Origin of the sequence: Burkholderia sp. SRS-25 (assembly GCF_004343765.1) — a bacterium.
Classification (GTDB): domain Bacteria; phylum Pseudomonadota; class Gammaproteobacteria; order Burkholderiales; family Burkholderiaceae; genus Burkholderia; species Burkholderia contaminans.
In genome coordinates, this window is the sequence record NZ_PTXM01000010.1 from 257,014 (window position 1) to 282,710 (window position 25,697).

A 25,697-nucleotide genomic window follows, 5' to 3' on the forward strand; every position below is an offset into this window, starting at 1 on the left:
ATTTGCGCGCGTCGTGTAAAACCGTGCGCCCGTGCGGCTACAATCGGGGCAGTTTTGCCGGGCGCCGGCCGATGGCCGCATGCGCCCATCCCCGCATACAACACGAGACGAAGCATGAGAAACATCCTCGCGAAACAGACGCGCTACAGCTCGCCCGCGATCTTCTTCCACTGGGCCGTCTTCCTGCTGGTGGCGCTGGCCTACCTGGCCATCGAAATCCGCGGACCGAAAGGCAGCGACAGCCGGGTGTTCTGGATGAACGTGCATCTCACGGCGGGCACGCTCGTGCTCGTGCTGTCGGTGCTGCGCGTGCTGTGGCGAGCCGTCAGCCGCGTGCCGCAGGCCATTCCGCAAGCGGCGCTGCTGCGCTGGCTCTCGAAGCTCGCGCATGTCGCGCTCTACGTGTTCATCATCGCGCAGCCGCTGCTCGGCATCATGATGATCAACCTGGGCGGCAAGCCGGTGTCGCTCGACTGGCTCGGTATATCGTTCACGCTGTTCGGCCCCGACAAGGCGCTGCGGCCGACGATCAAGGAAGCGCACGAGCTGATCGGCAACGCGTTCTACTTCGTGATCGGCCTGCACGCGCTGGCCGCGCTTTACCATCATTTCATCCGGCGCGACGACGTGCTGCGGCGCATGGCGCCCTGAGCGGCACGTTCCGGAAGCATGCAGCAAGACGGGGGCGCATGGTTGTGCTGACAACCATGCGCCCCCGGTTCGTTTACCGCCATCCGCGCTGGCCATCGCATTGAACATTCTGTAACATCTCGGCTGTTTTTACATTCCGCTTACTCGTTGCCGAGCATGCTGCACCGACATCGTCACCTGACCGCCTGGCTTGGCGTGCTCGCAATCTGGTTTGCGATCGCGGCGCCGCTGGTGTCGCAGTGGCGCGTCGCGCAGGCGGCCACGCCCGTCGCAATCGTCTGCAGTACGGAGCATGGGGCGCATCAGTCGCCTGATGCGGGCCGCATGCACGATCATGCACTGCATCTCGATGCATGCGGCTACTGCGGCTTCTTCGCACACAGCCCCGCGATCGGCGGGCCTGCCGCCGCGGCACTCGCTTCCGTTCCCGTCGTTTCCGTTTCCGCCGCCGCGCCGCCTGCCGTCGCGGCGCGCGCCGACCGCTATCCGCGCGCGTACCCGCGCGCCCCGCCCGAGCGCGCCTGACGCGCTGTTTCCGTTCCATTCACCGCCGATATCCGTGCGGCCCGTCGAGGCCGCGTGGAGGGCGTCACTCGGGCTTTCGATCATGACTATTTTCCAGTTGCGTGCGCCGCGGGCGTCACGCAATGCCTGTGCGCGGCGGGTGCCGCGCGTGCTGAAACTCACCGTTCCCGCACTGGCTGTCAGTGCATTGGCTGCAAGCGCCGCGGCTGCCGAAACGATGCGCGCGCCCGGCGCGCCGACCGACGATACGGCCGCGCCGCTGCCGGCCATCGAAGTCGTCGCATCGCCGCTATCGACGCCGCTCGTCGTCGTCACGGATCCGAAGACGCCGCGCCAGCCGCTGCCCGCCAGCGACGGCGCGGATTACCTGAAAACGATCCCCGGTTTCACGTCGATCCGCAGCGGCGGCACCAACGGCGACCTCGTGCTGCGCGGGATGTTCGGCTCGCGGCTGAACATCCTGGCGAACGGGATGTCGACGCTCGGTGCATGTCCGGGCCGGATGGATGCGCCGACGTCGTATATCGCGCCGGAAAGCTATGACAAGGTCACCGTCGTGAAGGGGCCGCAGACCGTGCTGTACGGTCCCGGTGCGTCGGCCGGCACCGTGATGTTCGAGCGCATGACGCCCCGCTTCGACAAGCCCGGCATGCGCTTCGAGGGCAGCTTGGTCGGCGGGTCGTTCGGCCGCAACGACCAGAACATCGACGTGACGGCCGGCACGCCGGACATTTATGGCCGTGTGACCGCGAACCACGCGCATTCGCAGGACTACAAGGACGGCAACGGCAACACCGTGCCGTCGCAGTGGGACAAGTGGAACGCCGATGCGGCGCTCGGCTGGACGCCGGACGACCACACGCGCGTCGAGCTGACCGCCGGCACCGGCGACGGCTATGCGCGCTACGCGGGGCGCGGGATGGACGGCGCGCATTTCCGCCGCGAGACGTTCGGCCTGTCGTTCGACAGGAAGCATCTCGGCGACGTGCTCGACCGGATCGAGGCACGCGTGTACTACAACGAAGCCGATCACGTGATGGACAACTACACGTTACGGCAACCGGACCCGACCAGCAGCATGCCGATGCGGATGGCGTCGGAAGTGCGGCGTCGCACGTTCGGCGCGCGCGCGGCCGCCACTTTCCGCTTTGCCGACCACTTCAAGCTCGTGACGGGCGTCGATGCGCAATCGAACCGGCTCGACTCGCGCTCGGCGATGGGGCGGCAGAACTATGGCGACAAGCCGTGGGATGCGCAGGCGACGATGTGGAACGCCGGCGTGTTCGGCGAGCTGACGTGGTATGCGAGCGACGTGTCGCGCGTGATCGGCGGTGCGCGCATCGACTATGCGAGCGCACGCGACAAGCGCGCAACGACGAGCGGCATGATGAAGAGCAAGCCGAACCCGACCTTCGACGACGATCGCACGCGCGTGCTGCCGAGCGGCTTCATCCGCTACGAGCGCGATCTCGCGTCGCTGCCTGTCACGTGGTACGCGGGTGTCGGCCATACGGAACGCTATCCTGACTACTGGGAGCTGTTTTCCGCGAAGCGCGGGCCGGCCGGGTCGGTCAACGCGTTCTCGGCGGTGCAGCCGGAGAAGACCACACAGCTCGACATCGGCGCGCAATACAAGAGCGAACGGCTCGATGCATGGGTGTCGGCGTATGCGGGCTATGTTCAGGACTTCATCCTGTTCAACTACGCGGCCGGCATGATGGGCCCGACCACGCAGGCAAGCAACGTCAACGCACAGATCATGGGGGGCGAAGCGGGCGTCTCGTGGAAACCGGTTTCGCCGCTGCGCGTCGAGACGTCGCTCGCGTATGCGTGGGGGCGCAACGTGGCAACCGGCGATCCATTGCCGCAGATGCCGCCGCTCGAGGCGCGCATCGGGCTCGAATACACACGCGGTGCGTGGTCGGCAGGGGGGCTGTGGCGCATCGTTGCGCCGCAGCATCGCTATGCGCTGAACGAGGGCAACGTGGTCGGCAAGGACTTCGGCCCGAGCGCCGGATTCGGTGTGCTCTCGCTGCATGCGCAATACAACGTCAGCAAGACCGTGCAGATCTCGGTCGGCGTCGACAACGTGCTGAACAAGGCCTACACCGAGCACCTGAACCTTGCCGGCAACGCGGGCTTCGGTTATCCGGCGAACTCGCCGGTGATGGAGCCGGGGAGGACCGCATGGGTGCGTGTGAGTGCGAAGCTTTGACGCATCGCGCGTGTGCATTGCAGCATGCACGCGCATGAACGCGGCCCCGCCCGAACGGGCGGGGCGCGTCAACCGATTAGAGAACCGTGTCTAGTCAGGGCGCAAACGTTCGCGACTCGTGATTCACTCCCGCATTCGATGCACACGGTGGTCGCGATGTTGGCGACGCATAGTGCGTGTCGATCCGGCTTCATTCGCACCGGCAGCACAATAATCAGGAGAACATGCATGGCCAATACGATGCGTTCCAGGGTGGTGGCAGGGGCAGTGGCATGCGCGATGAGCATCGCGCCGTTCGCGGGGACGACTGTGGCAATGACGCTCGCGACGACGCACGCGGCGATGGCGGCGACCGCGCCCGCCGATGGCTACGCGGCGACGCGTTATCCGATCATCCTCGTGCATGGGCTGACGGGTACCGACAAGTACGCCGGCGTGCTCGAGTACTGGTACGGGATCCAGGAGGACCTGCAACAGAACGGTGCGACCGTCTACGTCGCAAACCTGTCGGGGTTCCAGAGTGACGACGGCCCGAACGGGCGCGGCGAGCAGTTGCTCGCTTACGTGAAGACGGTGCTCGCGGCGACGGGGGCGACCAAGGTCAATCTCGTCGGCCACAGCCAGGGCGGCCTCACGTCGCGCTATGTTGCGGCCGTCGCGCCCGATCTCGTTGCGTCGGTGACGACGATCGGTACGCCGCATCGCGGCTCCGAATTCGCCGACTTCGTGCAGAACGTTCTGGCATACGATCCGACCGGACTTTCGTCATCGGTGATCGCCGCGTTCGTCAATGTGTTCGGCATCCTGACGAGCAGCAGCCACAACACGAACCAGGACGCGCTCGCCGCGCTGCAGACGCTGACGACCGCACGCGCTGCCACCTACAACCAGAACTATCCGAGTGCGGGCCTCGGTGCGCCCGGCAGTTGCCAGACCGGCGCGCCGACGGAAACCGTCGGCGGCAACACGCACCTGCTGTATTCATGGGCCGGCACGGCGATCCAGCCCACGCTCTCCGCATTCGGCGTGACGGGCGCAACGGATACGAGCACCGTTCCGCTCGTCGATCCGGCGAATGCGCTCGACCTGTCGACGCTTGCCCTGTTCGGCACGGGTACGGTGATGATCAATCGTAGCTCCGGGCAGAACGACGGGCTCGTGTCGAAGTGCAGTGCGCTGTACGGCAAGGTGCTGAGCACGAGCTACAAGTGGAACCACCTCGACGAGATCAACCAGCTGCTCGGCGTGCGCGGTGCGTATGCGGAAGATCCGGTCGCGGTGATCCGCACGCATGCGAACCGGCTGAAACTGGCGGGCGTGTAATCGATGACGGTACGTGAAGGACGCGCGCCGCTGGCGCGGCGCGCCATGATTTATGGTGTCGTGGGGCTGGCGGCGATTGCCGGCGCGGCGATGTGGAGCGGTGCGGGCTGGCATCGCGGGACAGGCGCTGCCGGCGATGCGCCGGATGCGCCGGTGGCAGGCGGATTGGCTGCCGCACCGCCGCAGGCCGCCGTGCCGGCAAGCGCGGGCCTGCCGCCGTCACTGGCCGGCTCCAGCGCGCCCCGGTTGCCGCTCGATGCCGGCGGCCACCTCGCGAAGTCGCGTGCGGTGCGCGATTTCTTCGACTACTGCCTGACCGCACAGAGCGACCTGAGCGCGCCCGCGCTCGATGCGTTCGTCGTGCGCGAGATTGCCGCGCAACTCGACGGCACCGTTGCGCAGGCCGAAGCGCTCGACGTATGGCATCGCTATCGCGCCTATCTCGACGCACTCGCGAAACTGCGCGATGCCGGCGCGGTCGACAAGTCCGACCTCGGCGCGCTGCAACTCGCGCTCGACCAGCGCGCGTCGATTGCATATCGCACGCTCGGTGAGTGGAGCCAGCCGTTTTTCGGTGCGGAGCAGTGGCGGCAGCGCTACGACCTCGCGCGGCTGAAGATCACGCAGGATCGGACGCTGACGGATGCGCAGAAGGCCGAGCGGCTCGCCGCGCTCGAACAGCAGATGCCTGCCGACGAACGCGCGGCGCAACAACGCATCGACCGGCAGCGGGCGGCGATCGACCAGATCGCGCAATTGCAGAAGAGCGGGGCGACGCCCGATGCGATGCGCGCGCAACTGACGCAGACGCTCGGCCCTGAGGCCGCTGCGCGCGTCGCGCAGATGCAGCAGGACGACGCGTCGTGGCAGAGCCGCTATGCGGACTATGCGGCCCAGCGTGCGCAGATCGAGTCGGCGGGCCTGACGCCGCAGGATCGCGACGCGCAGATCGCCGCGCTGCGGCAGCGCGTGTTCACGAAGCCCGGCGAAGCGGTGCGCGCGGCATCGCTCGATCGCGGGGCGGGCAGCGCCCGGTAATGCGGGTGGCGCGGCGCATGACCGCCGCTATGCCGCGCGCGTGAGGTCCTGCGGCAGGTGTCGCTCGATGGTATTCGCGAGCGTGTCGAACGCAGGGCCGATGCCTTCGTGCGGGACGCATGCATAGCCGAGCAGCAGGCCGCGCCGCGCGGTGTCGAGGCTGCTGTAATAGCTGGTGAGCGGGCGCACGATCACGCCCGCGTCGAACGCGCTCTGCGTGACCGCGCGATCGTCGCAGGCGTCGGGCAGGCCGAGCACGAGATGCAGGCCTGCCTCGTCGCCCATCACGGGCAGCGCGTCGCCGAAGCGCGTGCGGATCGCGTCGATCATCAGTTGCCGACGCTCGCCGTACAGCGTGCGCATTCGTCTGACGTGCGAAGTCAGGTGGCCGTCCATGATGAATTCGGCGAGCACGGCCTGCTGCATCAGCTGGCCCTCGCGGTACAGCTCCGACAGCCCGGTGCGGAACGTGTCGACCAGATGCTCGGGCACGACCATGTAGCCCATCCGCAGCCCCGGGAACAGCATCTTGCCGAGGCTGCCGACGTAGATCACGCGGCCGCCGTCGTCGAGCCCCTGCAGCGATGCAAGCGGGCGGCTGCCGTAGCGGAACTCGCTGTCGTAGTCGTCCTCGATGATCCAGCAGCGGTGCTGGCGCGCGTATTCGAGCAGCATCCGGCGTCGCGCAAGGCTCATCACCATCCCGAGCGGGTACTGATGCGACGGCGTGACGAGCACGAGCCGCGGCGGATGCTGCATGTCGCTGGCCCGCGGGTCGAGCCCTTCCTGGTCGACCGGCACCGGTGTCAGCGTGAGACCGGCCGCCTGCAATACGCTGCGCACGCCCCAGTAGCACGGCTCCTCGACCCATGCGCGATCGCCGATGTCGGACAGCAGCCGCACCGCGAGATCGATCGACTGGTGGATGCCCGTCGTGATGATCACCTGGTCCGGCGAGCATTTGACCGAGCGCGCGACGCGCAGGTAATCGGCGAGCGCCCGCCGCAATGGCCGGTAGCCGCCGCCCGGCGCATAGGTCAGCAGTTCGGGATTCGCTTCCTTCCACAGCCGCGCCTGCAGGCGGCTCCACGTCCGGCTCGGGAATTCCGACACGTCCGGCACGCCCGGCATGAACGCGCCCCACTGGCGCCGCGACACACCCGCATGCTCGATCAGTTGCCGGCCGCGCATCGACAGGCTGCCCTGCGCGTCCGGCAGCGGCGGTTCATCGGCGCTCGACGGCGGCGGCGCGGCGCCCGGCACGAGGATCGCGGCGGCGTCCGGCCGCGTGTCCGCGACATAGGTGCCGCTGCCGGTGGTCGTCAGCACGTAGCCTTCGGCCGTCAGCTGGTCGTACACGTGCAGCACGGTATTGCGCGCGATCGACAGGTCGGCCGCGAGCGTGCGAGAACTCGGCAGCTTTGTTCCTGGCCCCAATTCCCCGGTCAGGATGGCCTGCTGCATCTGTTGCAGCAACTGCCGGTACATCGGCTCGGGCGAACCGCGGTCGAGGCGGGCGGAGAGCCAGTCGGCGAGGATCACGGTATCCAAAGTGGTCCTACTTGGAATATTGAAATGGTTCCCTAGTATAGAACCGTGCGCGCCGTATAGTGGCTCGCATCTCAAAATCAATTGTCGCGAAGCAAGGGGACAGCCACGATGAAGTCCGATGATGTGATCGTCAGCTTTCGCGGCGTGCGGAAGACCTACGACGGCGAAACGCTGGTCGTCAAATCGCTCGACCTCGATATCCACCGCGGGGAATTCCTGACGCTGCTCGGGCCGTCCGGCTCGGGAAAGACCACCTGCCTGATGATGCTGGCCGGCTTCGAATTCCCGACCGGCGGCGAGATCCGTCTCGACGGCGAGCTGTTGAACAGCGTGCCGCCGCACAAGCGCAACATCGGCATGGTGTTCCAGAACTACGCGCTGTTTCCGCACCTGACGGTCGAGCAGAACGTCGCGTATCCGCTGACCGTGCGCAAGCTGCCGGCCGCCGAGCGCGCGGAGCGCGTTGCGCACGCGTTGAAGATGGTGCAGATGGAGCGCTTCGCGAAACGCTACCCGGCGCAGTTGTCGGGCGGCCAGCAGCAGCGCATCGCGCTGGCGCGGGCGCTCGTGTTCGAGCCGAAGCTGGTGCTGATGGACGAGCCGCTCGGTGCGCTCGACAAGCAGCTGCGCGAACACATGCAGTACGAACTGAAGGCGCTGCACGAAAAACTCGGCGTGACCTTCGTGTATGTGACGCACGACCAGGGCGAGGCGCTGACGATGTCCGATCGCGTCGCCGTGTTCGACAAGGGCATCGTGCAGCAGCTCGATACCGTCGACCGCCTGTACGAATCGCCATGCAACGAGTTCGTCGCGAACTTCATCGGCGACAGCAACCGGCTGCGCGGCACCATCGCGCGCGTCGACGGCGAATTCTGCGAATTCCGGCTCGACGACGGCACGAAACTCGTCGGCCGCCGCATCGGCGATGCAGCCGAGGGGGCGCCGGCCGTCGCGTGCATCCGCCCCGAACGCATGAGCCTCGCCGCGCACGGCGCGAACGGGCACGCGAACGGCTCGGCCGCCAACCAGCTGAGCGGCGAGGCGCGCAGCCTCATCTATTTCGGCGACCACGTGCGCATGCGTTGCGCGCTGCCCGGCCAGGACGAATGCTTCGTGAAGGTGCCGCTCGGCACCGGCGCGCTCGATGCGTTCTCGCCCGGCGCACCGGTCGCGCTCGCGTTCTCGCCCGAACACCTGCGCGTGTTCGCATGAGCCGCGTTTCCCCCGATTTTCCGTAGCACGTCGTCAACAACAACTGCCCACTTCCACCACGAGAGGAGAGGAACCATCATGAACCGAGCACGCATTACCGCACGGCGCACCGCGCTGGCTTTGGCGCTCGCCGTCGTCGGCGCATCGGCATCGGCTGCCGAACTCACGGTCGTCAACTTCGGCGGCGCGAACGGCGACGCACAGAAGGCCGCGTTCAACCAGCCGTTCGAGAAGGCGACCGGCAACAAGGTCACGGCCGTCGAATACAACGGCGAGCAGGCGAAAGTGAAGGCGATGGTCGAGGCGAAGCACGTCAACTGGGACGTGGTCGAAGTCGAATCGGGCGACCTGAACCGCGGCTGCGACGAAGGGCTGTACGAGAAGCTCGACTGGTCGAAGATCGCGAAGAAATCCGACCTGATTCCGGAATCGCCGCAGGTGTGCGGCGTCGGCTTCTTCGTGTGGTCGACGGCGCTGTCGTACAACGCCGACAAGCTGAAATCGGCGCCGACCGGCTGGGCCGATTTCTGGAACGTGAAGAAATTCCCGGGCAAGCGCGGCATGCGCAAGGGCGCACGCTACAACCTCGAATTCGCGCTGATGGCCGACGGCGTCCCGACGAAGGACGTGTACAAGGTGCTCGGCACGAAGGCCGGGCAGGATCGCGCGTTCAAGAAGCTCGACGAGCTGAAGCCGTACATCCAGTGGTGGGAAGCGGGCGCGCAGCCGCCGCAGTTCCTCGTCGCCGGCGACGTCGTGATGTCGACCGCGTACAACGGCCGCATCGACGCCGCGCAGAAGGAAGGCAAGAACCTGAAGGTCGTGTGGAACGGCAGCATCTACGACCTCGACTACTGGGCGATTCCGAAGGGCTCGCCGAACAAGGCGCTGGCCGAGCAGTACATCGCGTACACGCTGACGCCGAAGCCGCAGCAGGGCTACGCGCAGCACATCGCGTACGGCCCGACCAACATCGCGGCGATCAAGTCGCTCGACGCGAAGACGCTCGCGAACCTGCCGAACTCGCCGGCCAACGGCAAGAACGCGGTGCTGGAAGACATCGGCTTCTGGACCGACCACAGCGACGAGCTCGAGCAGCGTTTCGCCGCGTGGGCGACGAAGTAACCGTCGTTCAGGCATCCTGATGCAACCGGCCGCGCGACGCGTCGATCGTGTCGCGCGGCCTGCCGCCGGATCGTGCCCGGCCGGAGAGAACCGTTGAATACGATGACGATCGCGCCTTCCTCGCCGTCGAACGCCGCGCTCAAGCGCGAGCTGAAGGCTGCCGAGGCCCGCAAGCGCACGATGGCACTGCTGCTGGTCGCGCCGCTCGCGATTTTCCTGCTGCTGATTTTCGTCGTGCCGATCGGCGCGCTGCTCACGCGCGCGGTGCAGAACCCCGAGATCGCCGCAGCGCTGCCGAACACGGTCAGGGCGCTGTCGAGCTGGGACCGCAAGGCGCCGCCGGCCGACGCCGCGTATGTCGCACTCGCGGCCGACATGACGAAGGTGGCCGACAGCGAGGCGATGGGTGCGCTCGCGCGGCGGTTGAACACCGAGATTCCCGGCTATCGCTCGCTCGTCGCGAAGACGGCGCGCGCGATGCCGCTGAAGGGCGACAACGATGCGGCGCTGACACCCGCGCAGACGCGCGACAAGCTGGTCGAGCTCGATTCGCGCTGGGGCGATGCCGCGTACTGGCAGGCGATCGCGAAGAACGGCAGCGCGTATTCGCCGTTCTACCTGCTCGCCGCGCTCGATCACAAGCAGGACGGCTTCGGCCACGTCGTGCAGGCCGACCCAGACCAGTCGATCTACCTGGCGATCTTCGGCCGCACGTTCGTGATCGGCGTCGCCGTCACGCTGTTCGCGCTGCTGCTCGGCTATCCGCTCGCGTACTGGATCTCGACGCTGTCGGAGCGGCGCGCGAACCTCGTGATGATCCTCGTGCTGATTCCGTTCTGGACGTCGGTGCTCGTGCGCGTCGCCGCGTGGATCGTGCTGCTGCAGAGCGAAGGGCTCATCAACACGGCGCTGATCGGCAGCGGGCTGATCTCGCATCCGCTGACGCTGCTGTTCAACCGCGTCGGCGTGTACATCTCGATGACGCACATCCTGCTGCCGTTCATGATCCTGCCGCTGTACAGCGTGATGAAGTCGATCCCGCCGACCTACCAGCGCGCGGCCGTCTCGCTCGGCAGCCATCCGTTCGCCGCGTTCTGGCGCGTGTACGTGCCGCAGACCTACCCGGGCGTCGGCGCGGGCGCGCTGCTCGTGTTCATCCTCGCGATCGGCTACTACATCACGCCCGCGCTGCTCGGCGGGCCGAACGACCAGATGGTCAGCTACTACGTCGCGTACTTCACGAACGTGACGATTAACTGGGGCATGGCGTGCGCGCTCGGCGGGCTGCTGCTCGCGGCGACGCTCGTGCTGTACGCGGTGTACGGGCGCTTCACGCGCACCAACGTGAGCCTCGGCTGAGCGCCGCGTGCAACGATACGGGAAGGGGATTCGAACCATGAAACTCGCCAGGCCGCTGTTCGCGCCGCACATGTCGTTCGTCGAGCGCGCGTGGTACGTCGCATTGCGCGTGCTCGTCGTGCTGACGCTGCTGTACCTGATCCTGCCGGTGCTCGCGATCGTGCCGCTGTCGTTCTCGTCGAGCACGTTCCTCGTCTATCCGATCCCGGGCTTCTCGATGCGCTGGTACGAGAACCTGATCGCATCGGACGAGTGGCGCATGGCCGCGAAGAACAGCTTCATCGTCGCGCCGTCGGCGACCGTCGTCGCGACCGTGCTCGGCACACTCGCCGCGATCGGTCTCACGAAGGCCGACTTCCGCGGCAAGGGGCTGCTGATGGCCGTGCTGCTGTCGCCGATGATCGTGCCGGTCGTCGTGGTCGGCGTCGGCATGTACCTGTTCTTCGCGCCGCTCGGGCTCGCGAACACCTACACGGGGCTGATCGCCGCCCACGCGGCGCTCGGCGTCCCGTTCGTCGTGACGACGGTGGCCGCGACACTGCAGGGCTTCAACCAGAACCTCGTGCGCGCGAGCCTGTCGCTCGGCGCGAATCCGGTGTCGACGTTCTTCCGCGTGACGCTGCCGGTGATCGCGCCGGGCGTGATGTCGGGCGCGCTGTTCGCGTTCGCGACGTCGTTCGACGAAGTCGTCGTCACGCTGTTCCTCGCGGGCGCGGACCAGACGACGCTGCCGCGCCAGATGTTCACGGGCATCCGCGAGAACATCAGCCCGACGATCGCTGCGCTCGCAACGATCCTGATCATCTTCTCGACGAGCCTGCTGCTGGCGCTCGAATGGCTGCGCGGTCGCAATGCGCGGCGCGCGGTGAGCTGACGCAGCGAGCTTGCCTTCCGCGCCTGCGTTGCCGTGCGTACTGCTCGGCGACGCATTTTGCTTTCATTTCGCTGACTGACGAGGCGGCCGCCTGCACGTTCGGTGCGGCTCTGCAACAATACGGGGCGCGGCGGTGTGCGTTCCGTGCGGTGCGTCCGGAACGCCGCCGCGAGTCCAATCCGCGACGCAGCGCAATGCGTCGCTCGTCAGCCGAGCCTCACCTTGTCCGAATTCGCTTCCCCCGCCGGCGCCCATGAGCCGGCCGTCAACTGGCGTGCGATGTCCGCCGTGCTGCTGGCCGTCGCGCTCGCGACGCTCGACACCGCGATCGCGAACACCGCGCTGCCCGCGATCGCCGCCGACCTGCATGCATCGCCGGCCGCGTCCGTCTGGATCATCAACGCGTACCAGCTCGCGATGGTCGCGACGCTGCTTCCGTTCGCGTCTCTCGGCGACATCGTCGGCCACAAGCGCGTGTATGTCGCCGGGCTCGCGGTGTTCACGCTCGCGTCGCTCGGCTGCTCGCTCGCGTCGACGCTGCCGATGCTGACGGCCGCGCGGATCGTGCAGGGCTTCGGCGCGAGCGCGATCATGAGCGTCAATGTCGCGCTGATCCGCGGCTTGTTTCCCGCACACCGGCTCGGCCGTGGCGTCGGCTTCAACGCGCTCGTGGTCGGCGTGTCGTTCGCGGTGGGGCCGACCATCGCGTCGCTGATCCTGTCGGTCGCCGCATGGCCGTGGTTGTTCGCGGTGAACGTGCCGCTCGGCGTGTTCGCGCTTGCCGTGGCGATTCCGTCGCTGCCGCAGACGGCGCGCGGCAAGCATGTGTTCGATCCGGTCGCCGCATTGTTCAACGTGATCACGTTCGCGTCGCTGATCTTCGCGCTCGGCGAATTCGCGCAGCGCGGGCCGCTTTCCATCGTGTTCGCGTCGGCCGCGGTTGCGCTCACCTTCGGCTGGCTGCTGATCCGTCGCCAGGCCGGGCACCCGGCGCCGATGCTGCCGGTCGACCTGTTTCGCCGGCCGGTGTTCACGCTGTCAGCGCTGACCGCCGTGTGTGCGTTTGCCGCGCAGGGGCTCGCGTTCGTGTCGCTGCCGTTCTATTTCGAAACCGTCCTGCATCGCAACGCGGTCGAGACGGGGTTCCTGATGACGCCGTGGTCGGCGATCGTCGCGTTCGCCGCGCCGATCGCGGGGCGCTTGTCGGATCGCTATCCGCCGGGTCTGCTCGGTGCGATCGGTCTGGCATTGCTGAGCGCGGGCATGGTGTCGCTCGCCGCGTTGCCGGCGGCGCCCGGCGTCATCGACATCGGCTGGCGGATGATGCTGTGCGGCGCGGGCTTCGGTTTCTTCCAGTCGCCGAACCTCAAGGCGCTGATGTCGAGTGCGCCGCCCGAGCGCAGCGGCGGTGCGAGCGGGATCATCGCGACCGCGCGGCTGATCGGGCAGGCGACGGGCGCGGCGCTCGTCGCGTTGTCGTTCGGGATCGCGGGGCGCCACGGGCCGACGCTCGCGTTGATGCTCGGTGCGGGTTTCGCCGGAGCGGCGAGCATCGCGAGCGGATTGCGGCTGTTCGCGCCGTCGCATCGCGCGGGCGTGCCGGCCGCGCCGGAACGCGTGAAGGAGCCGGCTGCGGAGTAGGAGAGACAAGCCGGCGCGCGGCAACCACCGCCGCGCGCCGGCCTTCACGCTTCGCTCAGAACCCGCCCGACTTGATCAGCTGGTTGAGGTTCGCGATGTTCAGGCTGCCGAAGCCGGTCGTGTAATCCCAGCCGGTGCCTGCGTTGTAGCCATACCCCTGATAGCCGTTGTTCCCCGACACCACGTCGTAGCGCACGAGCGACGAATGCGACGGAATGTCCGCGTAGAAGTTGCCGGCCGGGAAGCCGAGGCCCGTGCCGTTCGCCGCGAGCAGGCGCGCCCAGAGGCCGGTGAAGATCGGCGCGGCGAGGCTCGTGCCGCCGATCTGCTGCAACTGGCCATAGTTGTAGATGTACGCGCCGGTGCTTTGCGCGGCGTCGAACGCGACGTCCGGCAACTGGCGGTTGCTGCCCGACTGCCACGACGGCGCGGGCAGGATCGTGCTGACGCCGCCGCCCGTCGCCCACAGCTTGCCGTTGCCGTCGAGCCCTTCGTTCCATACCGTCTCGTTCGAGAAGGCGCCCGACGACGTCGTGTAGAGCGTCGTGCCGCCGATCGCGAGCACGTGCGGCGACGATGCCGGCCACGATACCGTGTAGTTCGAGCCGTCCGGATAGCCGCGGTTGTTGCACTCGTACACGCCTTCGTCGCCCGACGAAACGGAGAACGTCTGGCCTTGCGCCGCGGCGGTCGTGAAGATCTGCTCCTCGGCGTCGAGCGTGCCGTCCGCGCTCGCGTCGGTCTCGCACCAGCCGAGCGACACGTTGATCACCTTCGCGGTGTTGTCCGACACGGCGCGGTTGAACGCCTGCGTGAGGCCCGTGTTGCCGCTCGCATTGAGGTCGGCCATGTAGAACACGAGCTTGCCGACCTGGCCGCCGGCCGAGCCGACGATCGACTGGCTGTCGAGATCCCACTCGCCCTGGCCGTCCTGGTCGTCGGTGTAGCTGCCGCCCGAGCCGTTGGTCTTGACGGTCTGCGTCGTGACCGCGCCGTAACCGTTGCTCGACGTGAACTGCTTCAGGTCCTGCAGCGTCTGCGACACGCCGCCGATCGTGATGATGCCGACGGTCACGCCGGCCGCGGTCGGCACGCCGGTCGCGTTGTAGAGGCCCGGGAATTCCTTCGGATAGTGGCCGGTCGCCGTGCCGGCCGCGAGCGCTTGCGGCTTCGACACGTTGCCGATGCGCAGCAGCGGCCGCGCGTGGGCGACGCTCTGCAGCCCGAGCACCGAGCCGACGACGTCGCCGAGCGCGCGCGGCACCTGCGCAGTCGACGTGTTCGCGAAGCCCGAGTGACCCGCGTAGTCGAAGTGCACGAGCGACGTGTTGAAGGCGGTCTTCACCGTGGCGGCCGTACCGCTGGCGGAAACCAGCAGGCGGTTCGGTGCAACCTCGACGTTCACGAAGCCGCTCTTGTGCAGATAGTCGACGACCGACTTGACCTGCGCATCGGTCGGCGCGTAGTTGGCGAGGAACTGCTCGTGCGTGAGGTACTGGCGGTAATGCGCGCTGCCGGGCCGGTTCACGTCGCGCGCCAGTTGCTTGAGCTGCGCGGCGTTGCGCAGCTGCAGGCTGACGACGACGTTGGCCGTTTCACCGCCTGCCAGTTCGAGCGACGGCGCCGCACTGCGCGCCATCAACTGCGGGCCGGTCAGAAAGGCCTTCGTATGCGTATCGACCCAATCCGTCGTCGCATGCGCCGCGGCGGCGGCGAACACGAACGGTGCCACGCACGCGAGGCGGCGGGGCGACGGAAGGGGAAGGGCAAACCAGGTGTTCCTTTTCATCGGGAGTCCTTTTTTAGGAGAGGCGACGTTACTGGAACCCCCGGCCCTTGTGGGGCCGCGAGCGGTGACGAGCGTAGGGCGTCGATGTCGTTCGGGTAGCTGCCATTTTCCACAGCTGTCAGTTCTGACATCGGCGCGTGCCGATGCAGGCGCGGTGCCCGAAGCGCGTGCGATGGTGAGCATGGCGAACGGAACCGGTTCGCGGCACGACAGCGCGGCCACGCGCGACGTTCGCGCGCACGAGTTGCTCGTCGCGGCATCGAAACGTGCGCGATCACGGAGCGGATCGTCGCGTGAGCGGATCGCGCGCGACCGCTCGTTGTCGCGTGCCGCGTCGCACTATGTGGTCAAACGCAGCGACACGGCAGGAACGGATGCGCGCGTGCACAAGAAAAGGGGGCGGCGATCGCAAACGTTTCCCGAATTGTGGAACGGTGCTTCCGGCAGTCTTGCAGGCGACTTTCGGATCGCATGCGGCATTTGCGGATTAGAGGAAGGGCTCGAATTCGGCGGCGTGGACACCTCGGCGAGGCGGACAGCCGGCTCGCGCAAGATCGCGCGGCGTCGTTCGTGAAATTCCGCCTTGACGCGTGTCGATCAGCGGATATGCTTCAATCCATAACCATCGGGTTATGGATTTTGGACGATATGCAGAATGCTCACGACATGCTTTTCAGGACGCTTGCCGATCCGACGCGCCGCGCGCTTTTCGAGCGGCTGTGCGAGGAGGGCGAACTGACGGTAGCCGCGCTGACGGCCCATGCGGGCGTCTCGCAGCCGGCCGTGTCGAAGCACCTCGGTGTACTGAAGCAGGCCGGGCTCGTGAATGACCGTCACGAAGGCCGGCAGACGCACTACAGCGCGCAGCCTCAAGCGCTGGCCCCGTTGATCGACTGGACGAGCCAGATGGCCGGCTTCTGGCAGAACCGGTTCGATGCCCTCGAAGATCTTCTGAAAAGGATGGATCAGTAATGAACCAGGCCACTACCGAAACGCGCTCCGTCGTCGTCGACCGGGAGCTGCCTCATCCGCCGGAGAAGATCTGGCGCGCGCTCACGCAGCCGCACCTGATCGAGGCGTGGCTGATGAAGAGCGACTTCGAGCCCGTCGCGGGCCGCGCCTTCAGCTTCCGTGCGGACTGGGGCTCGGTCGACTGTACGGTGCTGACGATCGAACCGCCGCGCACGCTGTCCTACACGTGGGCTGCGTACGGCCTCGAAAGCGTCGTCACGTGGACGCTCACGCCGACGGCGGCCGGTACGCACCTGCGCATGGAGCAGGTCGGTTTCCGCGCGGATCAGGAGCAGGCGTACCGCGGCGCGCAGCATGGCTGGGCCCGGTTCTTCGAGTCGCTCGAACAGGTGCTGGCGCGCCCGGACGAAGCAACGGAGGCCCGCGCATGAGCACAACGGACCTCACGCCGTCGGCGCGCATCGACGCGCTGATTGCCGGCATCGCCGACTGGCGCGGCAAGACCTTCGCCGATCTGCGCCAGACGATCCTCGCGTCCGACGACGGCATCGTCGAGGAATGGAAATGGATGGGCAGCCCCGTGTGGGAATGCGACGGGATGATCGCGGTCGCGAACGCGCACAAGGGCAAGGTGAAGCTGACCTTCATGCACGGCGCGCAGCTCCCTGATCCCGACCAGCTGTTCAACGACGGCCTCGACGGCAATGCGCGACGCGCGATCGATTTTTTCGAAGGCGACCGGATCGACAAGCGGGCGTTGAAGAACCTCGTGCGCGCGGCGATCGAATACAACCGCACGCATCTGAAGAAGAACGCGCGGCGAGCGGGCCCAGGCACGAAGGCGCGGGCCGACAAGGCGGCATGACGCGCCGCATGACCGGTCACGCGGCGTAGCGCAGGCAAAAAAATGCCCGACACGAGGTCGGGCATCCAAATCGGCCGCAACCGCCCGCGAGGCGGCTGCGGCACCTGCAAGGTGCAGGGCGCTTACGCTGCGAGCAGCGAGCGCAGCACGAACGGCAAGATCCCGCCGTGCTTGTAGTAGTCGACTTCGATCGGCGTATCGATACGCAGCAGCACCTGCACGCGCTGCGATTCGCCGTTCTTGCGATGGATCACGAGCGTGACGTCCTGTTGCGGCTTGAAGTCGTCGCCGAGGCCTTCGATGTCGTACGTTTCTTCACCGGTGATGCCGAGCGACTGGACGCTGTCCGAGCCCTTGAACTGCAGCGGCAGCACGCCCATGCCGACCAGGTTCGAGCGGTGGATGCGCTCGAAGCTGCGTGCGATCACGGCCTTCACGCCGAGCAGTTGCGTGCCCTTCGCGGCCCAGTCGCGCGACGAGCCCGTGCCGTACTCTTCGCCCGCGAACACGACGGTCGGCGTGTCGGCTGCGACGTACTGCATCGCCGCGTCGTAGATCGACTGCTGTTCGCCGCTCGGCTGGTGGATCGTCAGGCCGCCTTCGACGCGCGTGCCGTCTGCCTTCGCCGGGATCATCAGGTTCTTGATCCGGACGTTCGCGAACGTGCCGCGCATCATCACGTCGTGGTTGCCGCGGCGCGAGCCGTAGCTGTTGAAGTCGGCCTTCTGCACGCCGTTTTCCTTCAGCCACTTGCCTGCCGGCGAGTCTTCCTTGATCGAGCCTGCCGGGCTGATGTGGTCGGTCGTGACCGAGTCACCGAAGATGCCCAGTGCGCGCGCGCCGTTGACCGTCGGGATCGATGCAGCCGGTTCCATCGAGAAGTCGTTGCCGAAGAACGGCGGCTCGGCGATGTACGTCGACTTCGGCCAGTCGTAGACCTGGCCCGATTCGCCCTCGATCTTGCTCCAGAGGTCGCCCTTCTTGGTCAGCTTCGAGTAGTTGTCCTCGAACTTCTTCGGGTCGAGCGCGAACTTGAGCAATGCGTGGATTTCTTCGCTCGTCGGCCAGATGTCGCCGAGGTAGATGTCGCGGCCGCCCTTGCCCTTGCCGACCGGCTCGGTCATCAGGTCGCGCGTGATGTTGCCGGCGATCGCGTAGGCGACGACCAGCGGCGGCGACGCGAGGAAGTTCGCGCGGATGTTCGGGTGGATACGTGCCTCGAAGTTACGGTTGCCCGACAGCACGGCCGCCGCGACGATGTCGTTCTTCGTGATCGCTTCGTTCAGCTCCGGCGTCAGGTCGCCCGCGTTGCCGATACAGGTCGTGCAGCCGTAGGCCGCGACTTCGAAGCCGAGCTTCGACAGGTAGGGCAGCAGGCCCGTCTTCGTCAGGTACTCGGTGACGATGCGCGATCCCGGCGCGAGCGAGGTCTTGATCTTCGGATCGACCGTGAGGCCGGCCTCGACCGCCTTCTTCGCGAGCAGGCCGGCGGCCAGCAGCACGCTCGGGTTCGACGTGTTCGTGCACGACGTGATCGCGGCGATCAGGATGTCGCCGTTCTTCACGTCGACGCCGTTGCTCGTCGTGTATTGCGCGCCGAGGTCTTCTGCCTTCTTCGCGAAGCCGTTTTCCGCGACCGGCTTCGAGAACAGGTCGGTGAACGTCGACTTGACGTGGCCGATCTCGATGCGGTCCTGCGGGCGCTTCGGGCCGGCCAGCGACGGCGCGACCGTCGTCAGATCCAGCGTGACGACCTTCGTGTAGTCGATGTCGCCGGCCTTCGGGATGCCGAACAGCTTCTGCGCCTTGAAGTAGTTTTCGAACGCGGCGATTTCGGCCTTCGTGCGGCCCGTGCCTTCGAAGTACTCGATCGTCTTTTCGTCGACCGGGAAGAAGCCCATCGTCGCGCCGTATTCCGGCGCCATGTTGCCGATCGTCGCGCGGTCCGGCAGCGACAGCGATTTCGTGCCTTCGCCGAAGAATTCGACGAACTTGCCGACGACCTTCTCCTTGCGCAGCATTTCCGTGATGGTCAGCACCAGGTCGGTGGCCGTCACGCCTTCGATCAGCTTGCCCTTCAGCTCGACACCGACGACGTCCGGCGTCAGGAAGTACACCGGCTGGCCGAGCATGCCGGCTTCAGCCTCGATGCCGCCCACGCCCCAGCCGACCACGCCGATGCCGTTGATCATCGTCGTGTGGCTGTCCGTGCCGACGAGGGTGTCCGGGTAGTACACGGTGTCGCCGCCGTCCGCCTTCTTGTGGACGCCGCGCGCGAGGTATTCGAGGTTCACCTGGTGGACGATGCCGACGCCCGGCGGCACGACCTTGAACGTGTCGAATGCCTGCATGCCCCACTTCATGAACTGGTAGCGCTCGTTGTTGCGCTGGAATTCCAGTTTCATGTTCAGGTCGAGCGCGTCCTTCTGGCGGAAGTAGTCGATCTGCACCGAGTGGTCGACGACGAGATCGACCGGGACCAGCGGCTCGATCTTCTTCGGGTTCTTGCCCGTGCGCTCGGCGACGCCGCGCATGGCCGCGATGTCGGCGAGCAGCGGCACGCCCGTGAAATCCTGCAGCACGACGCGCGACACGACGAACGGGATCTCGTCGACGCGCTTGTCGGTCGGCTTCCAGTTCGCGAGCTGCTGGATGTGCTCTTCGGTGATCTTCTTGCCGTCGTAGTTGCGCAGCACGGACTCGAGCACGATACGGATCGACACCGGCAGGCGTTCGATCTTCGTCTTCAGTTCCTTGCCGAGCTGCGGCAGCGAGTAGAACTTGCCTTTGCCGGAACCGCTGTCGAATTCCTTGAGGGTCTTGTGGAGATTGTGGGCCATGGTGATTTTCCTGGGTTTAAGGCTAGGAAACTACGTGTCCTGTAGATGACGGCTATATCACATACAAGTCGACGTACTCATCGACCGGCATTGCTTCGAGCTTTGCCTGGTCCAGCGACACGTCGAGAATCGCTTGTTGCTGCTTGGCCGGGAAGCGGCGGGCAAGGTTGGTCCTGAACTTCTCGACCAGGAGCGGGACGCCTTCCGTCCGGCGCCGCCGATGGCCGAGCGGGTATTCGACCGCCACCTCGGCAAGCTTCGACCCGTCCGTGAACTCGATCGTCAGTGCATTCGCGATCGAGCGCTTGTCCGGGTCGTGGTAATCCTTCGTGAACTGCGGATCCTCGACGCACACGGTCTTCGCGCGCAGCGCGTCGATGCGGGGATCGGCGGCGGCCGAATCTTCGTAGTCGGCCGCGGTCAGCCGGCCGACCAGCAGCGGCACGGCGACCATGTACTGGATGCAGTGGTCGCGGTCGGCCGGATTGGCGAGCGGGCCCTGCTTGTCGATGATGCGGATCGCGGCCGCGTGCGTGCGGATCGTGATCCGGCTGATGTCGTCCGTCGTGCGGCCCGCGGCGGCGAGCTGCGCGTGCAGCTGCAGCGCGGCCTCGGCGGCCGTTTGCGCGTGGAATTCGGCGGGGAACGCGATCTTGAACAGCACGTTTTCCATCACGTACGTGCCGTACGGGCGCTGGAAGCGGAACGGCTTGCCGTCGAACAGCACGTCGTAGAAGCCCCAGGTCTTGGCGGTGAGCGCCGACGGGTAGCCCATTTCACCCGTTTTCGCGATCAACGCGAGGCGCACCGCGCGGGAGGTGGCGTCGCCGGCCGCCCATGATTTGCGCGAGCCCGTGTTCGGCGCGTGGCGGTAGGTGCGCAGCGCGTGTCCGTCGATGAACGCGTTGGACACCGCGTTGATCAGCTCGTCGCGCGTGAGCCCGAGCAGCCTGCCGACGACGGCCGTCGACGCGACCTTCACGAGCAGCACGTGGTCGAGCCCGACCGCATTGAACGAATTCTCGAGCGCGAGGCAGCCCTGGATCTCGTGGGCCTGGATCATCGCGACCAGCACGTCGCGCATCGTGAGCGGCTTCCGGCCGGCCGCGCGGGCCGTGCGGGAGAGCCAGTCGGCCGTCGCCAGGATCCCGCCGAGATTGTCGGACGGATGACCCCATTCGGCGGCGAGCCAGGTGTCGTTGAAGTCCAGCCAGCGGATCATCGCGCCGATGCCGAAGGCGGCCTGGACGGGATCGAGCTGGAAGGACGTGCCGGGCACCTTCGCGCCGTTCGGCACGATCGTGCCCGGCACGACGGGGCCGAGCAGCTTGGTGCAGGCAGGGTAGGACAGCGCCTCGAGTCCGCATCCGAGCGTGTCGATCAGGCAATGACGCGCCGTCTCCAGCGCGAGCGCGCTGTCGATGCCGGCATTCAGCACGTAGTCGACGATATCGACGAGTACCGTATCCGGAGCAGGGCGGACGTTGGAGACCGGGGCGGACATCGAGGGGCCGATGGGAACGCGCTTAGTTCGTTGCCGGCTTCAGCTCGTTCGACTGCGTCGGTGCCGGCGTGCCTTGCGCCATTTCCGGCGTCACGCATTCGTCTGCGAGGCGTTCGCCGCCGTTCGCGTCGGAGAACAGCATCGCCTTGGTCGGGATCACGATCAGCTTGAAGCCTGCGGCCGGATCGTAGAACGTGTCGGCACCCGTCGTCGTGGCCTGACGCGGCAGCTTGTAGTTCTTCTTCGCCCAGTGAACCGTGACGACCTGGTCGCGCTTCATGTCACCGGCGAGGTCGAACGACAGGCCTTCCTTGCAGGACCACTTGACTGCGCCGTCCGGTACCGGATCGACCTTCGCTGCGGCACGTGCCTGCGCCTTCTTGCTGCGCGGGATGATGCGCTTGGCCGGCGCCGGGCGCTTGGCCGCTGCCTTCTTCGCGGTCGTCGTGGCCGTACCCTGGGCAAACGCGCTCGGAGCCGACACCAGCATCGTGGCGGACAAGGCGCCGATGGCGGTAGCGATCAGGAGTTTCTTCATGGAGTCAGAACCTTTCGATAATCAGTTGACAAGGGCCGGCAATCTGCGCTGCCGGCCGGTTTGAAACTGCACGCGCCCCGAAAGCGCGCAGCGGCCGCTATTTTCACCTATTTGGCCGCGTGTATATCAGGTTTTCGGGCTCCGTTACGTTTTTTGTCGTTTCGCAAACCTCTATCCGGTTCGCGCCTCGTCGAATGCATGAAACTCGTGTATCGGCCGGCGGCGCGCGCTTACGGCGCGCTGCCCTCGGCGGCCGGGCCGAACAGCGGCGCGGCCTCGGCCGGCACGGGCTGGCCGGTGGCCCGTGCGCGGCGCAGCACCGACCAGTAATAGCGGTAACTCGCGCGATCGTGCAGCGTATCACCATGGCGCGTCGGGCCCCAGTCGGCGGCCTGCGCGGCCAGCAGGATTTCGGCGGCCAGCACGACCTCGTCGGTGCGCGGCGCGAATGCGTCGACGATCGGGCGGATCTGCGCGGGGTGGATGCTCCACATCCGCGTGAACGCGAATTCGTCGCGCGCGCGGCGTGCGTCGCCGGCGACGATGCTCATGTCGCGCACCTCGGTCGTCACGTTGTGCGACGGCGTCTTGCCGTGCGCGTGGCAGGCCGCGGCAATTTCCAGCTTCGCGCGGCGCACGAGCGGATGCTCGAACTGGCCCGGCGAGCGCATCGCGGAATCGGGAATCGCGCCATGGTGCGCGGAGACGAAATCCATCAGCCCGAAGCTCAGCGTGCCGACCGTCGGCAGCGCGGCGAGGGCGGCCGCGTGCGCGAGCGCGCCGTGCGTCTCGACGAGTACGTCGACGGGAATCGGCTGCGCGATGCCGAGCTCGCGGCGCGTGCCTTCGATGAACGCGGTCATTTCGGCGGCATCGGCGGCGCTCGCGATCTTCGGGAGCGTGACGTAGGCGGGGGCACGCGATGCGCGCAGCACGATGCGCACGTCGTCGCGCCAGTGCGGATGGGAAAAATCGTGGATGCGGACGCCGACGCGGCCGAAGCGGTTCTCGTCGCTGCCGAGCAGCTCTGTGACGAGTGCCGCGTGCGCGGCTTCCTGGCCGACGGCGGCGCCGTCTTCGCAGTCGAGCGTGATGTCGAACACGGGGCCCAGCTCGGCCTGCAGCGCGAGCGACTTGCGCATCAGCTTTTCGCTGCCCGCGTAGTGATCGCAGCAGGGCAGGATCGCGGGCGGGGACGCCCCGTCGTACAGCACTTGTGCAGGAGTGAGCGCGGCCATCTCGTCTACGTCAGGGAAGCGGGTCAACGTGGAGAAAATCGGATTCGGGCGCGTTCTGGGCCGGTGCGCGGCGGGCGCGGGGCGGGGCGGCAAAACGTGCGCGGATCGGATCGGTCGGCCGGGCCGGCGGCATGCCGGCCCGTGCCGAAACCGGGCTGCCCGAGGGCAGCCCGGCGAGGTGCGCAATGCTTAGTTCTTCAGCAGGTGGGCGACGCCATCGCGCTCTTCGAGCAGCTCGGCCAGCGTACCGTCCATCTTCTCGCGCGAGAATGCGTCGATTTCCAGGCCTTCGACGCGCTTGTATTCGCCGTTTTCGCAAACGACCGGCACGCCGTAGATGATGTCTTCGGGGATGCCGTACGAGCCGTCCGACGGGATGCCCATCGTGACCCACTTGCCGTTCGTGCCGAGGACCCAGTCACGCACGTGGTCGATCGCTGCGTTCGCTGCCGATGCCGCCGACGACAGGCCGCGCGCTTCGATGATCGCCGCGCCGCGCTTGCCGACGGTCGGGATGAACGTGTCGCGGTTCCACACGTCGTCGTTGATCAGCTTCAGCAGCGATTCGCCTTCGGCGGTCGCGAAACGGAAGTCGGGGTACATCGTCGGCGAGTGGTTGCCCCACACGGCGAGCTTCTCGATCGATGCGACCGGCTTGCCCGACTTCGCTGCGAGTTGCGACAGCGCGCGGTTGTGGTCGAGGCGCAGCATGGCCGTGAAGTTCTTCTTCGGCAGATCCGGTGCCGACTTCATCGCGATGTAGGCGTTCGTGTTCGCCGGGTTGCCGACGACCAGCACCTTCACGTCGCGGCTCGCGACTTCGTTCAGCGCGGCGCCCTGGACCGTGAAGATTTCTGCGTTTGCCGACAGCAGGTCCTTGCGCTCCATGCCCTTCGAGCGCGGACGTGCGCCGACCAGCAGTGCGACGTCGGCATCCTTGAATGCGACCTTCGGATCATCGGTGATCACGACGCCCGCGAGCAGCGGGAACGCGCAATCGTCGAGTTCCATCACGACGCCTTTGACGGCGCCTTGGGCTTGCGGGAGGTCGAGCAGTTGCAGGATGACCGGCTGGTCCTTGCCGAGCAGGTCGCCGTTCGCGATGCGGAACAGCAGGGAGTAAGCGATTTGACCTGCGGCGCCGGTGACGGCAACGCGCTTTGCGGGCTTAGCCATTGAAAATCTCCAAGACGGGTGAAGCGTTGGACACTCGCGAAAACGCCATTTTATGCGCGTTGTGCTGAGTGTTGCATTGAAGCAGGGCGGAGGACTCGCGATGGCAGACGCGGTGAACCTGGAGACGGCCGTGGCACGTAGCCGGGGACGCGCTTTTGCACCCGCGAACCCTTGCTCGACCCGGAGTGTAGGAGCCGTCCGGCTCAAAGTCAAACGGTATCATATGTCTTATATAAGACAGATGTTTTGCGGAAATTGAGTGGACTTAAAAGTGCGGTTTGTGATGAAATGCGCGCCATGACATCGAACCAGGCGAATACCGCGAATCAGACCGGCGCAGGCGGCCCAGGGCAGCCGGGCGCGAGCGATCCCGCACCCTCGCCTGCGGCTGCTCCGTCGCCGACGTTCAGCCCGTTATACCAGCAGATTAAGTCATTGATCACGCAAAGTCTCGAAACCGGTGAGTGGAAGCCGGGCGAGATCATCCCGAGCGAGGTGGAGCTCGCGGCCCGTTACAAGGTCAGCCAGGGCACCGTCCGCAAGGCGATCGACGAGCTGGCCGCCGAGAACCTCGTGGTCCGGCGGCAGGGCAAGGGCACTTTTGTTGCAACGCACAATGAAGATCGCGCGCAGTTCCGCTTCCTGCGGCTGCTGGCCGACGACGGTGCCGAGCATCCGCACGTGAGCCGCCTGCTCGAATGCCGCCGCCTGCGTGCGCCGGCCGAGATCGCGCGGCAGCTCGACCTGAAGCCGGCCGATCCCGTCGTGCAGGTGCGCCGCCTGCTGGAGTTCGAGAACGAAGTGACGGTGCTCGACGAGATCTGGCTGCCGGGTGCGATGTTCCGCGGGCTCACGTTCGAGCGGCTGAGCGAGTACAAGGGGCCGCTCTACGCGATGTTCGAGACGGAGTTCGGCACGCGGATGATCCGCGCGACGGAAAAGATCCGCGCGGTGGCGGCGGAGCCGGCGGTGGCCGACCTGCTGCACGTGCCGGCAGGTTTCCCTTTGCTGTCGGTCGAGCGCGTGTCCTATACATACGGAGACCGGCCGGTGGAAGTGCGTCGCGGCTGGTATGTCACAACCGGGTACTACTATCAGAATGACTTGAGTTGACGGAGTATCGGCTCAAGCCGAGTGCGTTCGCGTTCCCCACGTTCGCGAAGCACGTTTCGGGCCGCCTTTGTTCTTGTTCGCGCAACTATCCAGAGCAGACTTTCGCTGCAGCGCGATATAAAAAGGCGCTAAAATCGCGGATTAG

22 protein-coding genes are annotated in these 25,697 nt (G+C 66.6%); 15 read left to right on the forward strand and 7 right to left on the reverse strand.

Features of this window, described 5'->3' with window-relative positions:
* Nucleotides 1–114: 114 nt before the first annotated feature.
* From C5O79_RS16215 to C5O79_RS16240, 5 genes are all read left to right on the forward strand, one after another.
* Nucleotides 115–651 carry a cytochrome b gene (locus C5O79_RS16215; RefSeq protein WP_046549930.1) on the forward strand — a complete coding sequence of 179 codons (537 nt, stop codon included), beginning with the start codon at nucleotides 115–117 and terminating at the stop codon, nucleotides 649–651.
* Nucleotides 652–807: 156 nt separating this feature from the next.
* Nucleotides 808–1,176, forward strand: coding sequence for a DUF2946 domain-containing protein (locus C5O79_RS16220; RefSeq protein ID WP_122475303.1), 369 nt, complete (start codon nucleotides 808–810; stop codon nucleotides 1,174–1,176).
* An 82-nt stretch (nucleotides 1,177–1,258) separates the two neighbouring features.
* A complete protein-coding gene (locus tag C5O79_RS16230; protein ID WP_122475305.1) occupies nucleotides 1,259–3,391 on the forward strand; it encodes a TonB-dependent copper receptor in 2,133 nt (710 codons plus the stop codon).
* A gap of 228 nt (nucleotides 3,392–3,619) precedes the next feature.
* Nucleotides 3,620–4,714, forward strand: a complete 1,095-nt coding sequence (locus C5O79_RS16235) for a triacylglycerol lipase (protein WP_047850286.1) — start codon at nucleotides 3,620–3,622, stop codon at nucleotides 4,712–4,714.
* A gap of 3 nt (nucleotides 4,715–4,717) precedes the next feature.
* On the forward strand, nucleotides 4,718–5,752 hold the full coding sequence (locus tag C5O79_RS16240) for a lipase secretion chaperone (protein WP_122475308.1): 1,035 nt from the start codon (nucleotides 4,718–4,720) through the stop codon (nucleotides 5,750–5,752).
* A 27-nt stretch (nucleotides 5,753–5,779) separates the two neighbouring features.
* Here the strand turns inward: C5O79_RS16240 and C5O79_RS16245 are convergent, their stop codons facing one another.
* The gene (locus tag C5O79_RS16245) at nucleotides 5,780–7,303 is read right to left on the reverse strand and encodes a PLP-dependent aminotransferase family protein (RefSeq protein WP_039358212.1); all 1,524 of its coding nucleotides are present in this window, start codon (nucleotides 7,301–7,303) and stop codon (nucleotides 5,780–5,782) included.
* A gap of 108 nt (nucleotides 7,304–7,411) precedes the next feature.
* Between C5O79_RS16245 and C5O79_RS16250 the strand changes: the two genes are divergently transcribed.
* The 5 genes from C5O79_RS16250 to C5O79_RS16270 all read left to right on the forward strand — a co-directional run bounded on the left by C5O79_RS16250 (nucleotide 7,412) and on the right by C5O79_RS16270 (nucleotide 13,517).
* On the forward strand, nucleotides 7,412–8,518 hold the full coding sequence (locus C5O79_RS16250; protein WP_047850284.1) for an ABC transporter ATP-binding protein: 1,107 nt from the start codon (nucleotides 7,412–7,414) through the stop codon (nucleotides 8,516–8,518).
* 78 nt (nucleotides 8,519–8,596) lie between these two features.
* Nucleotides 8,597–9,643 (forward strand): ABC transporter substrate-binding protein, encoded by a 1,047-nt coding sequence (locus C5O79_RS16255; protein ID WP_039358217.1) that lies wholly within the window; start codon nucleotides 8,597–8,599, stop codon nucleotides 9,641–9,643.
* Between the two features lie 102 nt (nucleotides 9,644–9,745).
* Nucleotides 9,746–11,002, forward strand: a complete 1,257-nt coding sequence (locus tag C5O79_RS16260; RefSeq protein ID WP_046550015.1) for an ABC transporter permease — start codon at nucleotides 9,746–9,748, stop codon at nucleotides 11,000–11,002.
* 37 nt (nucleotides 11,003–11,039) lie between these two features.
* Nucleotides 11,040–11,876 carry an ABC transporter permease gene (locus C5O79_RS16265; protein WP_027791109.1) on the forward strand — a complete coding sequence of 279 codons (837 nt, stop codon included), beginning with the start codon at nucleotides 11,040–11,042 and terminating at the stop codon, nucleotides 11,874–11,876.
* 222 nt (nucleotides 11,877–12,098) lie between these two features.
* A complete protein-coding gene (locus C5O79_RS16270) occupies nucleotides 12,099–13,517 on the forward strand; it encodes an MFS transporter (protein ID WP_174242135.1) in 1,419 nt (472 codons plus the stop codon).
* A gap of 55 nt (nucleotides 13,518–13,572) precedes the next feature.
* On the opposite strand, the gene C5O79_RS16275 is transcribed toward C5O79_RS16270, so the two are convergent.
* Nucleotides 13,573–15,306, reverse strand: a complete 1,734-nt coding sequence (locus tag C5O79_RS16275; protein ID WP_131931476.1) for a S53 family peptidase — start codon at nucleotides 15,304–15,306, stop codon at nucleotides 13,573–13,575.
* Between C5O79_RS16275 and C5O79_RS38135 the strand changes: the two genes are divergently transcribed.
* The 4 genes from C5O79_RS38135 to C5O79_RS16295 all read left to right on the forward strand — a co-directional run bounded on the left by C5O79_RS38135 (nucleotide 15,293) and on the right by C5O79_RS16295 (nucleotide 17,143).
* Nucleotides 15,293–15,880 carry a hypothetical protein gene (locus tag C5O79_RS38135; protein ID WP_163009019.1) on the forward strand — a complete coding sequence of 196 codons (588 nt, stop codon included), beginning with the start codon at nucleotides 15,293–15,295 and terminating at the stop codon, nucleotides 15,878–15,880. The genes C5O79_RS16275 and C5O79_RS38135 overlap by 14 nt on opposite strands.
* A 74-nt stretch (nucleotides 15,881–15,954) precedes the next feature.
* A complete protein-coding gene (locus C5O79_RS16285) occupies nucleotides 15,955–16,278 on the forward strand; it encodes a metalloregulator ArsR/SmtB family transcription factor (RefSeq protein WP_034180131.1) in 324 nt (107 codons plus the stop codon).
* On the forward strand, nucleotides 16,278–16,709 hold the full coding sequence (locus C5O79_RS16290; protein ID WP_122475314.1) for an SRPBCC domain-containing protein: 432 nt from the start codon (nucleotides 16,278–16,280) through the stop codon (nucleotides 16,707–16,709). Before C5O79_RS16285 ends, C5O79_RS16290 begins: the two co-directional genes overlap by 1 nt.
* A complete protein-coding gene (locus C5O79_RS16295; RefSeq protein WP_122475316.1) occupies nucleotides 16,706–17,143 on the forward strand; it encodes a DUF1801 domain-containing protein in 438 nt (145 codons plus the stop codon). The genes C5O79_RS16290 and C5O79_RS16295 overlap by 4 nt, the downstream gene beginning before the upstream one ends.
* Nucleotides 17,144–17,265: 122 nt before the next feature.
* On the opposite strand, the gene acnA is transcribed toward C5O79_RS16295, so the two are convergent.
* The 5 genes from acnA to C5O79_RS16320 all read right to left on the reverse strand — a co-directional run bounded on the left by acnA (nucleotide 17,266) and on the right by C5O79_RS16320 (nucleotide 24,439).
* Complete coding sequence (acnA, locus tag C5O79_RS16300; protein WP_122475318.1) at nucleotides 17,266–19,983, reverse strand: aconitate hydratase AcnA; 2,718 nt, start codon at nucleotides 19,981–19,983, stop codon at nucleotides 17,266–17,268.
* A 52-nt stretch (nucleotides 19,984–20,035) separates the two neighbouring features.
* Nucleotides 20,036–21,487 (reverse strand): bifunctional 2-methylcitrate dehydratase/aconitate hydratase, encoded by a 1,452-nt coding sequence (locus C5O79_RS16305; protein ID WP_122475320.1) that lies wholly within the window; start codon nucleotides 21,485–21,487, stop codon nucleotides 20,036–20,038.
* Between the two features lie 22 nt (nucleotides 21,488–21,509).
* Nucleotides 21,510–22,025 carry a hypothetical protein gene (locus C5O79_RS16310; protein ID WP_046549916.1) on the reverse strand — a complete coding sequence of 172 codons (516 nt, stop codon included), beginning with the start codon at nucleotides 22,023–22,025 and terminating at the stop codon, nucleotides 21,510–21,512.
* Between the two features lie 230 nt (nucleotides 22,026–22,255).
* Complete coding sequence (locus C5O79_RS16315) at nucleotides 22,256–23,263, reverse strand: aldolase/citrate lyase family protein (protein ID WP_046549915.1); 1,008 nt, start codon at nucleotides 23,261–23,263, stop codon at nucleotides 22,256–22,258.
* Nucleotides 23,264–23,452: 189 nt separating this feature from the next.
* Nucleotides 23,453–24,439, reverse strand: coding sequence for a malate dehydrogenase (locus C5O79_RS16320; protein WP_046549914.1), 987 nt, complete (start codon nucleotides 24,437–24,439; stop codon nucleotides 23,453–23,455).
* Nucleotides 24,440–24,727: 288 nt separating this feature from the next.
* Between C5O79_RS16320 and C5O79_RS16325 the strand changes: the two genes are divergently transcribed.
* Nucleotides 24,728–25,552 (forward strand): GntR family transcriptional regulator, encoded by an 825-nt coding sequence (locus C5O79_RS16325; protein WP_039358249.1) that lies wholly within the window; start codon nucleotides 24,728–24,730, stop codon nucleotides 25,550–25,552.
* Nucleotides 25,553–25,697 lie beyond the last annotated feature (145 nt).